The organism is Pseudonocardia sp. HH130629-09, from assembly GCF_001294645.1.
Lineage (GTDB): Bacteria > Actinomycetota > Actinomycetes > Mycobacteriales > Pseudonocardiaceae > Pseudonocardia.
Genome location: NZ_CP011868.1, coordinates 5,873,883 through 5,887,863, shown reverse-complemented (window position 1 = coordinate 5,887,863; position 13,981 = coordinate 5,873,883). Strand labels below are relative to the sequence as shown.

The following is a 13,981-nucleotide window of genomic DNA, read 5'->3' as shown; positions in this document are numbered from 1 at the left end:
CCGGAGACCCCATGCACCCGCACCCCGAACCGCCACCCCGCACGGTCGTGGAACGGCTCGACGCCCGGCTCACCGCGCTGGGCCTGGCCGGACCGCGACGCCGCGACACCGCGCTGGCGGTGCTCGTCGCGGCCGGGACGCTCGCGGTGGTCACCCCGGTGGTGCTGGCACCGGGCCCGGCCGCGGAGCTGGGCCTCGCGCAGGGCACGGTGGCGCTGGCACTCGGGGTGGTGACAGTGCAGAACCTGCTGCTGGCGCTGCGCCGCACCGCCCCCGCGGTCTGTCTGGCGCTGACGGTCGGGCTGGGGCTGGTGAACGTCGTCCTGATGCCGGTGGGTGCGGCGCTGCGCGGCCCGGCGACGGCGATCGCGGCCGGCACCTGCGGGTCGCGGCTCCCGGCGCGCCGGGCCGGGGCCCTGGTCGGCGCCGCGGCGGTCGTCGAGACGGCCGTGGTGCTCACCGGGACCGCGGTACGCCCGTCCGGCGACGCGCTGCTCGGCGCGGGCGGGCTGGTCGTCTCGCAGGTGCTGTCGGCGGTCCTGGTCTACGGCGGCCCGCTGCTGCTGGGTGTGTACCTGCGGACCCGGCGGCGCTACGCCGAGCTGGACCGGGTGCACACCGCCGGTGTCGTCGCGGCGTACCGGGAACGGGCGGACGCCGCCGTCGCCCGGGAGCGGGCCCGGATGGCCCGGGAGCTGCACGACGTCGCCGCGCACCACCTGTCGGCGATGGTGGTGCAGGCCGCGGTGGTCGAGCGGCTGGTGGACCGGGACCCGGACGAGGCGCGGCGGACGGCGTCCCGGCTGCGGGAGCAGGGTCGCCGCACCCTGCACGACCTGCGTCTGGTCGTCGGGGCGCTGCGGGAGCCGAGGGCGGGCGGCGCCGAGGCCGATACCCCGGTGCCCGGCCTCGCCGAGCTCGACGGGCTCGTGGAGCAGGCCCGGGAGCTGGGCGGTCCGGTGGAGCTGGTCCGGCGCGGGGACCCGGGCGAGCCGTCCCCGGTCGCCGACGTCACCTGCTACCGGGTGGTGCAGGAGGCACTGGCCAACGCCCGTGAGCACGCCCCCGGCGCCCCGGTCCGGGTGACGGTGACCCACGCCGACGACCGGGTCGCCGTCGAGGTCGTGAACGGGCCCGCGCGCGGCACCCCGGCGCCCTCCGCCGACGCCCCGGGCACCCGCGGGTTCGGGCTGGCCGGGATGCGCGAGCGCGCGCAGCTGGTCGGCGGGACGTTCTCCGCGGTCCGGACCGACGACGGCGGCTGGCAGGTCCGCCTGGTCGTCCCGCACGACCCCGGCCCGGAGACCGGAGGGGGACGCGCGTGATCAGGGTGGTGCTGGCCGACGACCAGGCCGTCGTCCGGGCCGGGTTCCGGATGTTCCTGGAGCTGGCCGGCGACGTCGAGGTCGTCGGAGAGGCCGCGAGCGGGCCGGAGGCCGTGGCGCTGGCGCGCGCGCACCGGCCCGACGTGGTCTGCATGGACGTCCGGATGCCCGGCGGGAACGGGCTCGTCGCGACCCGGGAGATCACCGGCCTCGACGACCCGGTCCCCGCGGTCCTCGTCGTCACCACCTTCGACCTCGACGACTACGTGTTCGGCGCGCTGGAGGCGGGCGCGAGCGGGTTCGTCCTCAAGGACACCCACCCCGACGACCTCGTCGACGCCGTCCGCCGCCTCACCCGTGGCGACGGGCTGATCGACCGGACCGTCACCCGCCGGGTGATCGCCGAGTTCGCGCGGCGCCGCCCCGCACCGGACACCGCGCCCGACGGCGGGGTCGCCCCGCTGACGCCGCGGGAGACCGAGATCGTGCGGATGCTGGCCCGCGGGCTCTCCAACGCCGAGATCGCCGAGGAGCTGGTCGTCGAGACGTCGACGGTGAAGTCGCACCTGGGCCGGGCGATGGCGAAGATCGGCACCCGGGACCGGCTGCAGACCGTCGTGTGGGCCTATCGGACGGGGGTCGCGGCGCCCGATCCCGACTAGCGTCCGGGACATGGCACAGCACGAGGTGAGCAGGTTCGGGCACGTCGACCTCGACGGGCTCCCGCCGGACCTGGCGGAGCGGATCGGCGCGATCGCCGAGCGCTCCGGGTTCGTCCCCAACGTGTTCCGGGCCCTGGGCCGGCGCCCGCGGGAGCTGCGGGCGTTCCTGGACTACCACGACGCGTTGATGGACTCCGACGACGGACTGTCCAAGGCCGAACGCGAGCTGGTCGTCGTCGCCACCTCGGGGGCCAACGACTGCACCTACTGCGTCGTCGCGCACGGGGCGATCCTCCGGATCCGGTACAAGGACCCGGAGATCGCCGACCGCGTCGCGACCAACCCCTACGCGGTCGAGCTGTCGGAGCGCGAGCGCGCGATCGTCGACCTGGCCCTGCTGGTCGCCCGGAGCTCGGAGTCGCTGACCGAGGCCGATCTCGACGACGCCCGCGCCGCCGGCCTGACCTCCGACGAGATCTGGGACGTCGGCGCGATCACCGCCCTGTTCGCGATGTCGAACCGGCTCGCGCACCTGACCGCGCTGCGCCCCAACCCGGAGTTCTTCCTGATGGGACGCATCCCCCGGAGCTGAGCTCCGCGGCCGATGTTCCCTCAACGCCCCCATCGGGGCTGTTCCCGCAACGCCCCCATCGGGGCTGTTCCCGCAACGCCCCCATCGGGGCTGTTCCCGCAACGCCCCCATCGGGGCCGGGAACGACGGCCCGGCTCCCGGGGCGGGCCCAGACTGCTCCACGGCGGGCCGCGGTGCGGGCGGCCGCCGGGAGGAGGACGGCGATGTCCCACGGGGTCCTGACCCGCGAGCAGCTCGGCCACCCGCCTCGGCGAACACCCGGGTGACGTAGCGGCCGGAGACCCCGAAGCGCCGGGCGACGGTGTCGACGGAGAGGCCGGGGTCGGTGAGCTGGTCCAGGACGAACCGTTGCGGCGTCGCGGCGAGGGCGACCGGGCCGGTCGGGAGTGTCTCGGTGCCCCCGAGCGAGCCGAGCAGGGCGCCGAGGATCTCGAGCACGGCGGACGACATCCGGGCGGCGGGCACCGGATCCAGGTCGCCGGCGGCCCGCCCGAGCGGGCCGAGCGTCGCGGCCAGCACGCGCAGCGCCGGCGTCGGGGCCGGAATCGTCCGCGCGAGCCCCGCGGCGACGGCCGTCCCGCCGAGCTCCGCGCACTCCCCGGTCACCTGCACCGTCACACAACGTGGACTCCTCGCAGACCAGGGACGGCCGGTCCCGGCTGCGGTACAGCACGGCCTCCCCGGCGACGGCCCGGGCGACCCGGCCCGCCTGGGCCACCCGCAGCGCTCCGCTGTGCTGGATCGACAGGAAGAGCGTGTCCGGTGCGTCGTCCACCGACCCGGACCGGGTCATCCGGCACGGATCGGCGGCGATCCGGGAGACGCCCACCCCGGCCGTCGACGGCGCACCCGGCGATCTCGCCGTGGAACCCCGACGGACCCGTGACCGGGGGCCGGACCCGGAGCGGGACGACACCGGTGTCCGCGATCGCGCTCCACTCGTCGAACGAGGAGGCCACCGCGGTTGAACATCCCCGGATGCTAACCCGGCCGCGGCGCCCGACCGTTCAGAGCACCTTCGACAGGAACGCGCGGGTGCGCTCCTCCTTCGGGTCCGACAGCACCGCGCGCGGGTCACCGGACTCGACGATCCGGCCGTCGTCCATGAAGACCAGCGCGTCGCCGACCTCACGGGCGAAGCCCATCTCGTGGGTCACGACGACCATCGTCATGCCCTCGCGGGCCAGCTCGCGCATCACGTCGAGCACCTCGCCGACCAGCTCCGGGTCCAGCGCCGAGGTCGGCTCGTCGAACAGCATCAGCTTCGGCCGCATCGCCAGCGCCCTGGCGATCGCCACCCGCTGCTGCTGCCCGCCGGACAGCTGCGCGGGGTAGGCGTCGGCGCGGTCGCCGAGCCCGACCCGGGTGAGCAGCTCGACCGCCCGCTCGCGCGCGGCCGCCCGGGACTCGCGGCGCACGACGACCGGCGCCTCCATCACGTTCTCCGCCGCGGTCCGGTGCGGGAACAGGTTGAACCGCTGGAACACCATGCCGACCTCGCGGCGCTGGCGGCCGAGCGCGGAGTCGCGGAGCCGGTAGAGCGTCCCGTTCTCCTCGCGCAGCCCCATCAGCTCGCCGTCGACCCACAGCCGTCCGGTGTCGATGGTCTCCAGGTGGTTGATGCACCGCAGCAGGGTCGACTTGCCCGAGCCGGACGGCCCGATCACGCAGCACACCTGCCCCGCCTCGACGACGAGGTCGACGCCGCGCAGCACCTCGACGTCGCCGAAGCTCTTGCCGACCGACTCGGCTCGCACCATCGGGGTCACGAGGTCTTCCCTCCGGTCCGGAACGAGAACAGCCGCACCAGCGGGGTCGCCTCGGTGACCGCACCGGCCACGCCGCGGCCGTAGCGACGTTCGACGACACGCTGGCCGGCGGTGAGCAGCGAGGTCAGCAGCAGGTACCAGGCCGCGGCCACGATGAGCAGCGGGATGGTCTGGAAGTTCGTCGAGTAGATCCGCTGCACCGAGGTGAGCAGGTCGGTGTAGCCGATGACGACGACCAGAGACGTCGTCTTCAGCATGCCGATCGTCTCGTTGCCGGTCGGCGGGATGATCACCCGCATCGCCTGCGGGAGGACGACCCGGCGCAGGGTCTGCGCGCGGGTCATGCCGAGTGCTCCGGCGGCCTCGCTCTGGCCCTGGTCGACCGACTGGATGCCACCGCGCACGATCTCGGCCATGTAGGCGGCCTCGTTCAGCCCGAGGCCCAGCAGACACGCCAGGAACGGCGTGATCAGCGAGTTCGTGTCGAACACGACGAACTCGGGGCCGAACGGGATGCCGAGCGACAGGTTCGGGTAGAGCGAGGACAGGAAGCTCCAGAACAGCAGCTGGGCGATCAGCGGGGTGCCGCGGAACAGCCACAGGTAGACCCCGGACACCCCGGACAGCACCGGGTTCGGCGACAGCCGCATGACCGCCAGCCCGATCCCGCCCACGATGCCGATCAGCATCGACAGGACGGTCAGGACCAGGGTGTTCGCGAGCCCGTTCAGCACCGGGCCGGCGAACAGGTACTGCGCGACCACCGGCCAGCCGAAGTTCTCGTTGGTCAGCAGCGAGTTGACCAGCATCGCGCCCAGGACCGCGAGCACCGCGATCGCGACCCACCGTCCGGGGTGCCGGACCCCGATCGCGTCGCGGGGCTCGGGTCGGGCGCCGGTGGTCGCCGGCTCAGCCACCGTTCACCGAGGACGTGGGGATCGCGCCGTTGCCGACGTTCCACTTGTCGAGGATCCGCTTGTAGGTGCCGTCGTCGATCAGCGACTGGACCGCGCCCTGCACGGCCTGCGCGTACTGGCCGTCGTTCTTCTTCAGCGCGATGCCGTACGGCGCGGTGTCGTAGGGCTGCCCGACGACCTCGACCGCACCGTTGGTGGTGGTCTGCGCGTAGGCGGCGACCGGGGAGTCGGCGAGCATCGCGACGATCCGGTTCGAGTTCAGCGCGAGCGTCACGTCGGTCTGCGCCTGCAGCTCGGTGACCTGGATGGCCGGCTTGCCCTCGTCGGTGCACTTCTTGTTGCGGGCCTGCACGTCCTCGACCTGCACGGTGCCCTGCTGGACGCCGATCGCCTTGCCGCAGAGGTCGTTCGGGTCGATCCCGTCCGGGTTGCCCTTGCGGGTCGCCAGGCTGGTGCCCGCGGAGAAGTAGCTGACCATGTCGAGGACCTGGGTGCGCTCGGGGTTGACGGTGAACGAGGAGATGCCCGCCTCGTAGCGGCCGCCGGTGATGCCCGGGATGATCCCGGAGAACTGGCTCTGCTCGAACCTCGCGGTCAGGCCGAGCTTCTGGGCGACCGCGGTGCCCAGGTCGACGTCCATGCCGATGATCGTCGTGCCGTCGGGCGCGGTGAACTCGTTCGGCGGGTAGGTCGGGTCGGTGCCGACGACCCACGTGCCGTCCCGCTTGACCTCGTCGGGGACGAGGGCGGCGAGCCGGTCGTCCTCGGCGACGGCCGGGATCGGGGCGTCGGTACCGGTTGCTCCGGCGGAGCCGCCTCCCCCGCTGCCGTCGCCGCCGGCACCACAGCCGGCCAGGACCAGTGCGGTCAGTGCGGTCAGTGCGATCCCGGTCAGGGAGCGGACACTGCGGGTCCTCGCGGTCGTCATGCGGTTGCCTTCCAGATGATGCCGGGTCGAACGGCGGGGATCCTGCCACTTGGGGAGTGGTTCCCGCCGCCTGGCGACCGATCCGTTACGTGCTCGTCCCATGACGCCGCGAGCCCGCGCCGGGCCGCGCACGTTCGCCTACTGTTGGTGCGACGACCGGGCGTCGCGGCACCGACGCGGCGCCCCACCGTCACGGAGGTCCTCGACGATGTCGTTGTTCCGCAGGCTCACCGTTCTGGCCGGCGCGGTGGAGGCCGCCCGCCGCTACGCCCGGTCCCACCCGGACCAGGCGGGCAAGGCCCTCGACTCCGCCGCCCAGTTCGTCGACAAGCAGACCAAGGGCAAGTACACGAACCAGATCGCCGGCGCCGCCCGCAAGGCGAAGGACGCCGCGGGCATCCCGCAGCCCGGCTACGGCTTCGGCTCGCCGGGCACCACCCCGCCCGCCCCGCCCCGCGCGGCCGCCGGGAACCCGCCGTACCCGGCGGGCGGTGCCGACGCTCCGACGCAGCGCACCCCGCAGCAGCCCCCGGCGTTCCCGCCGCCGAACCCGGAGCGTCCGCACGGCGCCTGACCTCCCTCCACGACGGTCCCGGCCGGGCGCCGGGACCGTCGTATGTGGACGTCCGACGGTCCGTCGTCCACCCGTCGGCCCGCCCGCCGCCGGTTCTCCTCGGGGCCGGTGACGTGCCAGGATCGGCGGCGACGCGCCTGCGCGTCCCGGGGCCGCACCACCCGCACGGGCCTGGAGCCGACGCTCCCGGGCGCCACCCCGCCCGGTGCGACCGAGGAGGTCTGCCGTGGACGAACCCCAGGCGTGGATACCGACCGATCCGCGGTCGCAGCCCAGCCACGACCAGGTCGTCGCGGGGCTGAAGGGCGTCGACGAGGGCGGGCCCGAGCTCGTCCAGTTGCTCACCCCCGAGGGCGAGCGGGTGCCGGACGAGCGGTTCGACCGCTACACCGTCGACATCACCGCCGAGGACCTGCGGTCGCTCTACCGCGACCTCGTCCTGGTCCGGCGCGCCGACCGCGAGGGCAACTCCCTGCAGCGTCAGGGCGAGCTCGGCCTCTGGGTGCCGCTGCTCGGCCAGGAGGCCGCGCAGGTCGGCTCCGGCCGCGCGCTCGCGCCCGAGGACATGTGCTTCCCCAGCTACCGCGAGCACGGCGTCGCCTGGTGCCGCGGGGTCGACCCGACCGAGCTGCTCGGCATCTTCCGGGGGACCGACCACGGCACTTGGGACCCGGTCGCGACCCGGTTCCACCCGTACACGATCGTCATCGGCAACCAGTGCCTCAACGCCGCCGGCTACGCGATGGGCCAGCGCTTCGAGTCGAAGGTCGGCGATCGCGATACGGGCGAGGCCACCATCTGCTACTTCGGCGACGGCGCCACCAGTCAGGGCGACGTGCACGAGGGCTTCGTCTGGGCCGCCGCCTACGACGCGCCGCTGGTCTTCTTCTGCCAGAACAACCAGTGGGCGATCTCGGTGCCCGCGGAGCGCCAGACCCGGGTGCCGCTCTACCAGCGCGCCCGCGGCTACGGCTTCCCCAGCGTCCGGGTGGACGGCAACGACGTGCTGGCCTGCCTCGCCGTCACCCGCTGGGCGCTCGACGAGTGCCGCACCGGCAACGGCCCGGTGCTGATCGAGGCGTTCACCTACCGGATGGACTCCCACACCACCTCCGACGATGCGACCCGCTATCGGCTCGCCGACGAGGTCGAGCTGTGGAAGCTCAAGGACCCGATCGAGCGGGTGCGGGTGCACCTGGCCCGGCGGCACGGCGTCGGCGCCGACTTCTTCGACGCCGTCGATGCCGAGGCCGACGCGCTGGGCGAGCGGATGCGGGCCTTCTGCCGGGCGATGCCCCAGCCCGGCCCGGAGCGGATATTCTCCCAGGTCTACGCCGAGCCGTCGCCGACGGTGGAGCGCCAACGCGAGGAGTTCCTGGCCTACCACGCGTCGTTCGCCGACCAGGAGGGCTGATCCGTGCCGACCACGATGGCCAAGGCACTGAACGACGGGCTGCGTGCCGCGATGGAGCGCGACCCCAAGGTGCTCGTCATGGGCGAGGACGTCGGCCGGCTCGGCGGCGTCTTCCGCATCACCGACGGGCTGCAGAAGGACTTCGGCGAGCAGCGCGTGCTCGACACCCCGCTGTCGGAGTCCGGGATCATCGGCGCCGCGATCGGACTCGCGGTGCGCGGGTTCCGCCCGGTCTGCGAGATCCAGTTCGACGGGTTCGTCTTCCCCGGCTACGACCAGATCGTGTCCCAGCTGGCGAAGCTGCGGTACCGGACGCAGGGCCGGGTGCCGGTGCCGGTCGTCGTCCGGATCCCCTACGGCGGCGGGATCGGCGCCGTCGAGCACCACTCCGAGTCGCCCGAGTCGCTGTTCGCGCACGTCGCGGGCCTCAAGGTGGTCACCTGCTCGAACCCGGCCGACGCGCACTGGATGATCCAGCAGGCGATCGTCTCCGACGACCCGGTGATCTTCTTCGAGCCGAAGCGCCGGTACTGGGAGAAGGGCGAGCTCGACGCCGACACCGACCTGGGCTCGGCCTTCCCACTGCACGCCTCGCGCGTGGTGCGGCCGGGCTCGACGCTGACCGTCGCCACCTACGGGCCGATGGTGCGGACCTGTCTCGACGCCGCCGGGGCGGCCGCCGAGGAGGGCCGCGACCTCGAGGTGATCGACCTGCGGTCGCTGTCGCCGCTCGACCTCGGCCCGGTCGCGGAGTCGGTGCGGCGCACCGGACGGCTGGTCGTGGTGTCCGAGGCGCCCCCGGAGGCGTCGGTGACCTCGGAGGTCGCCGCCCGGATCCAGCAGGAGTGCTTCTTCTCGTTGGAGGCGCCGGTGCTGCGCGTGACCGGCTTCGACACGCCCTACCCGCCGTCGCGGCTGGAGGAGGAGTACCTGCCGGACCTGGACCGGGTGCTCGACGCCGTCGACCGTTCCCTGGCCTGGTGAGGAGGAGCACATGCGTGAGCACTTCAAGCTGCCCGACGTCGGCGAGGGGCTGACCGAGGCCGAGATCGTCACCTGGCGGGTGGCGCCCGGGGACACGGTTGCGGTCAACGACGTCATCGTGGAGATCGAGACGGCGAAGGCGGCCGTGGAGCTGCCCTCGCCGTGGGCCGGGACGGTCGGTGAGCTGCTGGTCGAGCCGGGCGCGACCGTCGCGGTGGGGACGCCGATCATCGCGATCGACACCGCTGGGTCCGCGCCCGACGCCGACGCCGGAGCCAAGATCGGTGAGGCGGGCAAGGACGGGCGGATCGCGACGCTCGTCGGGTACGGGCCGCGGCAGGGCTCCGCGCGGCGGCGGCCGCGGCGCGATCCCGCTGCCGCCGATCCCGCTGCCGCCGATCCCGCGGCCGCCGATCCCGCTGCCGCCGATCCCGCTGCACCCGCCGCCGCTCCCACCGCATCTGCCGCGGCCGCTGCGCCCGCCGGCTCCGTGGTGCCGGCCCCCTCCGCCGAGCCCCCAGCCGAAGGCTCCGGGAGCCGTGCTGCATCGGGGACGGCCCCGGTCCCGGCGCCCGAGCAGACCACTCCCGCGACCTCCACCGGTCTTCCGGCCGGCGCCGCCCCGGGCGACGGTGTCGGGCCGCGGGCCGCGCAGGTCCCCCTCGCCCCACCGCCGGTCCGCCTGCTCGCGCGAGAGCTGGGCGTCGACCTGCGGACCGTGAGGGGGACCGGGCGGGACGACCGGATCACCCGTGAGGACGTGCACGCCGCCGCGACGGGTGCCGGGCTCACGGACGCCGGGAACGACGCTGCGGTCGACGGCCGCGCCGCCGGGACATCCGATGTCGGGGCATCCGAGGACGGGGCATTCGCTGCCGGGACGTCCGCTGCCGGGGCGTCGGTCGCCGGGGGCGCCGTCGTGGCGGGGGCCGCCGGAGGTGTCACCGGAGCCGCTGTCGCGGGCGCCGCTGCCCCGGGTGCCGTCGACCGGACTGCTGCTGCTGGTCAGACTGCCGCCGCCCAGGGTGGTGTCGCCGGCCAGGGCGCCGGGGAGTCGGCGGGGGCTCCGGCCGGGCCGGGCGCGAGCGCCACCACCCGACCCACCGAGGACCGCCGCGAGCCCATCCGCGGCGTCCGCAAGGCCACCGCCGCGGCGATGGTCGCGAGCGCGTTCACGGCGCCGCACGTCACCGAGTTCCTCGACGTCGACGTCACCGAGACGATGGCCCTGCGCGACCGGCTGCGGGCCTCGCGCGAGTTCGCCGGGGTCAAGCTGACCCCGCTGGCGTTCGTCGCGAAGGCCGCCTGCCTGGCCGCCGCGCGGACCCCGGCGATCAACGCCAGCTGGGACGAGCGCGCCGGCGAGATCGTCTACTTCGCCCGCGTCCAGCTCGGCATCGCCGCCGCGACGCCGCGCGGGCTCGTCGTCCCCAAGATCCGCGACGCGGACACCCTCACCCTGCGCGGCATGGCCGACGCGCTCACGACGCTCACCGACACCGCACGGGCGGGCCGGACCGCCCCGGCCGACCTGGTCGGTGGCACGTTCACCATCACCAACGTCGGTGTGCTCGGCGTCGACATCGGGACGCCGATCATCAACCCCGGCGAGGCCGCGATCCTCGCCGTCGGGTCGATCAAGCCCGCCCCGTGGGTCGTCGACGGCGAGCTGGCCGTGCGCACCGTGTGCCGGCTGGCGTTGTCGTTCGACCACCGCCTCGTCGACGGGGCCGAGGGCTCGCGGTTCCTCGCCGACGTCGGCGCGCTGCTGCACGACCCCGGGATCGCCCTCACCTGGTGACCTGGGGAGATCATCCGAGTGCCCCCGGAGATCGATCCGGGGAACTCGGGCGATCCGGGAGCAGAACGGCGTGCCCGTGCGTTGTACGGGCATGCCGTTCGTGCTGCTCTACGTCGTGCTCGAGATCGTCGCGCTCGCCGGGCTGATCGCGTGGATCGGGCTGGGCTGGACCCTGCTGGTCCTGCTCGCCGGGTCCGTGCTCGGGCTCCTGCTCGCCCGCCGGGAGGGCGTCCGCGCCGCCCGCGCGCTCGCCACCGCGGTTCAGCGCGGGAAGCTGGCGCACGAGGAGGCGACCGACGGGCTGCTCGTCGCCGCCGGCGGCATCCTCATCTTCCTGCCGGGCCTGATCACCGACGTGCTCGGCCTCGCCCTGGTGTTCCCTCCGACCCGGGCCCTGGTCCGGCGTCGCATGGTGAGCGCCGCCGAGCGGGCCGCACCGGGTCTGCGCACCGCGCGGATCCGCTACGGCGCCACCGTGGTGGAGGGGGAGACCGTCACCGAGCCGCGCACGGCGACCGTGTACCCGCGCATCGCCGGTCCCGCCGCGGGCACCGGCCCGGTCGTCGAGGGCGAGGTCGTGGACGGTCCCGACCGCACCTGACCCGTCACCGGGCCCGTGGTCGCCCGGCGCACCCCGCACGCGGTCTCCGCACCCCGTGCGGCGGGTGCGACGGCGGCACCAGGGGGTGCGACGGCCGGGCGCGGCACGCCTCGGGCCGGGGTGGTGGACGGCGGGGACGTTCGGGGGCGTCCCCGCCGTCCCTCTCACCAGCCGGGGCGCGCTCCTGCGAGCAGAGTGCGCAGGCTCTCCAGCCTCCGGCGACGCAGCGTGATCGGCTTCATCCGCAGTGTGGAGTGATGCATCCGGTCGGCGCGGTGCCGTCCTCGGTGTCGACCCACGGCGCTCCCCTCCCGGGTGTAGTCACGTGCGACAGGGTGGTGCACACAGCAGAGTGTTGCTGGTCAGCAGCGGTCGCGGAAGGTCGCGGGGCATGGGCCACCGGATCGTGACGACGACGCCGGCATTCTCCGGCCGCACTCGCACGGTGCGTTCGCGACGGACCCCACGGGCGATGCCGGAGTCGGCCCGGACGGGCAGTGTGACCACGCTGAGTGATTATCAGCGTCGCTGGGTCGCCCGGGTGGCGGGGAGGCGACACGCCGCCGTCGTCTACGGAATTCCGAAGATCGGCGGATACCGTCGTCGCATGGATCCGGTGCGCAACCCGTTCGCCCCCGGCGCGGGTCAGCGCCCGCCCGAGCTGGCCGGTCGGGACCGCGAGGTGGACGCCTTCGAGATCGTCCTGGAACGGGTCGCCCGCGGTCGCCCGGAGCGGAGCCTGGTGCTCACCGGGCTGCGCGGCGTCGGCAAGACGGTCCTGCTCGGCGAGCTGCGCTCGATGGCGATGCACGCCGGCTGGGGCGCCGGGAAGATCGAGGCCCGGCCGGACGCCGACCTGCGACGTCCGCTGTCCGCGGCGCTGCACCGCGCGATCCGCGACCTCGCCGTCCGGCACCGTGCCCCCGAGCGCATCGACGAGGTACTGGGGGTGCTCAAAGCGTTCGCGCTCCGGTCGTCGCCGGAGGGTACGAAGCTGCGGGAGCGCTGGCAGCCCGGCATCGACGTCCCGGTGAAGAACGGGCGCGCGGACTCGGGCGACATCGAGATCGACCTGGTCGAGCTGTTCACCGAGGTCGCCGAGCTCGCCCAGGACGTCGGATCCGGCATCGCCCTGCTGATCGACGAGATGCAGGACCTGCGGCCCGAGGACGTCTCCGCGCTCTGCGCCGCCTGCCACGAGCTGTCCCAGGCCCGGGTGCCCCTCGTCGTCGTCGGGGCGGGGCTGCCGCACCTGCCCGCGGTGCTGTCGGCGTCGAAGTCCTACTCGGAACGGCTGTTCAAGTACTCGCGGATCGACCGGCTGGACCGCTCCGACGCCGACTTCGCGCTGATCGCCCCCGCCGAGCGGGAGGACGCGACCTTCGACCAGGAGGCCCTCGACGACCTCTACGTCCGCTCGGGCGGCTACCCGTACTTCGTGCAGGCCTACGGCAAGGCCGCCTGGGACGCCGCGCCGACCAGCCCGATCGGTGCGAAGGACGTCGAGATGGCCGCCCCCGAGGCCGATGCCGAGCTCGCGGTCGGCTTCTTCGGCTCCCGCTTCGAGCGGGCGACGCCCGCCGAGCGGGAGTACCTGCGGGCGATGGCCGAGCTGACCGACGGGGAGGACCACCCCGTCGAGACGTCGCTGGTCGCCAAGCACCTGGACCGGCGGGCGTCGTCGCTGTCCCCCGCGCGCGACAGCCTGCTCAAGAAGGGCCTCGTGTTCTCGGCCCAGCGCGGGCAGATCGCCTTCACCGTGCCGCACTTCGGGCGGTACCTGCTCGCCAACACCTGAGCCCCACTGCTCCGGACGAGTGAAAACTGTTTGCGGTGTAACGGGTCGTCGTGGCAGTGCGAAACCCCTGCTGAGCCCCGCGGCGCCACCCGACCCCCGACTCGGTAGCGCCGCGGGGCGTTCCACGTTCGGGGCAGGCTGTCGCCCGCCCCGGGCGCTGCCGGGGGCGTCAGGGGTCACCCGTAGCATCGGCCCGGTGGCCGAGCCCAAACTCGAGATCCAGATGCTCCATGACCGAGTCATGATCAAGAGGGTCGAGGGTTCCGGCGAGCGACGGAGCTCGGCCGGAATCGTGATCCCGGCAACCGCACAGGTCGCCAAGCGTCTGGTCTGGGGAGAGGTGGTCGGGGTGGGACAGCACGTGCGCACGGTGAAGGCCGGCGACCGCGTCCTGCTCGCCCCGGAGGACCAGTACGAGGTCGAGATCGCCGGCGTCGGGCACCTGGTCATGCGCGAGCGGGATCTGCACGCGGTGGCCTCCGAGGCCACCCAGCACGGGACCGGTCTCTACCTCTGATCCCCCCCGGGGCGCGCCGGTCCGCACGGACCCGCGGCCCACCCGGTTCGACGGCGGTGTCGACGCAGGCGGCGACGTCGGCCTCGATGACAGAGTCGA

Annotated in this window: 14 protein-coding genes; 11 read left to right on the top strand and 3 right to left on the bottom strand. The window is 74.1% G+C overall.

Going from position 1 to position 13,981, the window contains the following annotated elements; genetic code table 11:
* The first annotated feature begins 11 nt into the window (after window positions 1–11).
* The 4 genes from XF36_RS27440 to XF36_RS27425 all read left to right on the top strand — a co-directional run bounded on the left by XF36_RS27440 (window position 12) and on the right by XF36_RS27425 (window position 3,547).
* On the top strand, window positions 12–1,325 hold the full coding sequence (locus XF36_RS27440) for a sensor histidine kinase (RefSeq protein ID WP_060714190.1): 1,314 nt from the start codon (window positions 12–14) through the stop codon (window positions 1,323–1,325).
* Window positions 1,322–1,987: a response regulator gene (locus XF36_RS27435; protein ID WP_060714189.1), complete on the top strand. Its 666-nt coding sequence runs from the start codon at window positions 1,322–1,324 to the stop codon at window positions 1,985–1,987. The genes XF36_RS27440 and XF36_RS27435 overlap by 4 nt, the downstream gene beginning before the upstream one ends.
* A gap of 10 nt (window positions 1,988–1,997) precedes the next feature.
* Window positions 1,998–2,579, top strand: a complete 582-nt coding sequence (locus XF36_RS27430) for a peroxidase-related enzyme (protein WP_060714188.1) — start codon at window positions 1,998–2,000, stop codon at window positions 2,577–2,579.
* Between the two features lie 623 nt (window positions 2,580–3,202).
* Window positions 3,203–3,547 (top strand): hypothetical protein, encoded by a 345-nt coding sequence (locus XF36_RS27425; RefSeq protein ID WP_060714187.1) that lies wholly within the window; start codon window positions 3,203–3,205, stop codon window positions 3,545–3,547.
* Between the two features lie 39 nt (window positions 3,548–3,586).
* Here the strand turns inward: XF36_RS27425 and XF36_RS27420 are convergent, their stop codons facing one another.
* From XF36_RS27420 to XF36_RS27410, 3 genes are read right to left on the bottom strand one after another with little or no spacing between them, the layout of a single operon-like run.
* Window positions 3,587–4,348: an amino acid ABC transporter ATP-binding protein gene (locus XF36_RS27420; protein WP_304437848.1), complete on the bottom strand. Its 762-nt coding sequence runs from the start codon at window positions 4,346–4,348 to the stop codon at window positions 3,587–3,589.
* Window positions 4,345–5,265 carry an amino acid ABC transporter permease gene (locus XF36_RS27415; RefSeq protein WP_060714186.1) on the bottom strand — a complete coding sequence of 307 codons (921 nt, stop codon included), beginning with the start codon at window positions 5,263–5,265 and terminating at the stop codon, window positions 4,345–4,347. Before XF36_RS27415 ends, XF36_RS27420 begins: the two co-directional genes overlap by 4 nt.
* Complete coding sequence (locus XF36_RS27410; RefSeq protein WP_082375692.1) at window positions 5,258–6,193, bottom strand: ABC transporter substrate-binding protein; 936 nt, start codon at window positions 6,191–6,193, stop codon at window positions 5,258–5,260. The genes XF36_RS27415 and XF36_RS27410 overlap by 8 nt, the downstream gene beginning before the upstream one ends.
* A 208-nt stretch (window positions 6,194–6,401) precedes the next feature.
* Between XF36_RS27410 and XF36_RS35370 the strand changes: the two genes are divergently transcribed.
* The 7 genes from XF36_RS35370 (at window position 6,402) to XF36_RS27375 (ending at window position 13,882) form a co-directional block, all read left to right on the top strand.
* Window positions 6,402–6,767: an antitoxin gene (locus XF36_RS35370; protein WP_064485518.1), complete on the top strand. Its 366-nt coding sequence runs from the start codon at window positions 6,402–6,404 to the stop codon at window positions 6,765–6,767.
* Between the two features lie 226 nt (window positions 6,768–6,993).
* Window positions 6,994–8,181: a pyruvate dehydrogenase (acetyl-transferring) E1 component subunit alpha gene (pdhA, locus tag XF36_RS27400; protein WP_060714185.1), complete on the top strand. Its 1,188-nt coding sequence runs from the start codon at window positions 6,994–6,996 to the stop codon at window positions 8,179–8,181.
* Between the two features lie 15 nt (window positions 8,182–8,196).
* Window positions 8,197–9,165 (top strand): alpha-ketoacid dehydrogenase subunit beta, encoded by a 969-nt coding sequence (locus tag XF36_RS27395; RefSeq protein ID WP_060715014.1) that lies wholly within the window; start codon window positions 8,197–8,199, stop codon window positions 9,163–9,165.
* A 10-nt stretch (window positions 9,166–9,175) separates the two neighbouring features.
* Window positions 9,176–10,966 carry a dihydrolipoamide acetyltransferase family protein gene (locus XF36_RS29700; protein WP_064485517.1) on the top strand — a complete coding sequence of 597 codons (1,791 nt, stop codon included), beginning with the start codon at window positions 9,176–9,178 and terminating at the stop codon, window positions 10,964–10,966.
* A gap of 91 nt (window positions 10,967–11,057) precedes the next feature.
* Window positions 11,058–11,567 carry an FxsA family protein gene (locus tag XF36_RS27385; protein WP_060714184.1) on the top strand — a complete coding sequence of 170 codons (510 nt, stop codon included), beginning with the start codon at window positions 11,058–11,060 and terminating at the stop codon, window positions 11,565–11,567.
* 607 nt (window positions 11,568–12,174) lie between these two features.
* Window positions 12,175–13,365 (top strand): ATP-binding protein, encoded by a 1,191-nt coding sequence (locus XF36_RS27380; protein WP_060714183.1) that lies wholly within the window; start codon window positions 12,175–12,177, stop codon window positions 13,363–13,365.
* 196 nt (window positions 13,366–13,561) lie between these two features.
* Window positions 13,562–13,882 carry a GroES family chaperonin gene (locus XF36_RS27375; RefSeq protein ID WP_043276256.1) on the top strand — a complete coding sequence of 107 codons (321 nt, stop codon included), beginning with the start codon at window positions 13,562–13,564 and terminating at the stop codon, window positions 13,880–13,882.
* The last annotated feature ends 99 nt before the right edge of the window (window positions 13,883–13,981 follow it).

Coding starts and splice junctions, on each gene's coding strand:
- XF36_RS29700 (WP_064485517.1), top strand. CDS start 9,176: ATGCGTGAGCACTTCAAGCTGCCCGACGTCGGCGAGGGGCTGACCGAG.
- XF36_RS35370 (WP_064485518.1), top strand. CDS start 6,402: ATGTCGTTGTTCCGCAGGCTCACCGTTCTGGCCGGCGCGGTGGAGGCC.
- XF36_RS27395 (WP_060715014.1), top strand. CDS start 8,197: ATGGCCAAGGCACTGAACGACGGGCTGCGTGCCGCGATGGAGCGCGAC.
- XF36_RS27430 (WP_060714188.1), top strand. CDS start 1,998: ATGGCACAGCACGAGGTGAGCAGGTTCGGGCACGTCGACCTCGACGGG.
- XF36_RS27380 (WP_060714183.1), top strand. CDS start 12,175: ATGGATCCGGTGCGCAACCCGTTCGCCCCCGGCGCGGGTCAGCGCCCG.
- XF36_RS27440 (WP_060714190.1), top strand. CDS start 12: ATGCACCCGCACCCCGAACCGCCACCCCGCACGGTCGTGGAACGGCTC.
- XF36_RS27385 (WP_060714184.1), top strand. CDS start 11,058: ATGCCGTTCGTGCTGCTCTACGTCGTGCTCGAGATCGTCGCGCTCGCC.
- XF36_RS27410 (WP_082375692.1), bottom strand. CDS start 6,193: ATGACGACCGCGAGGACCCGCAGTGTCCGCTCCCTGACCGGGATCGCA.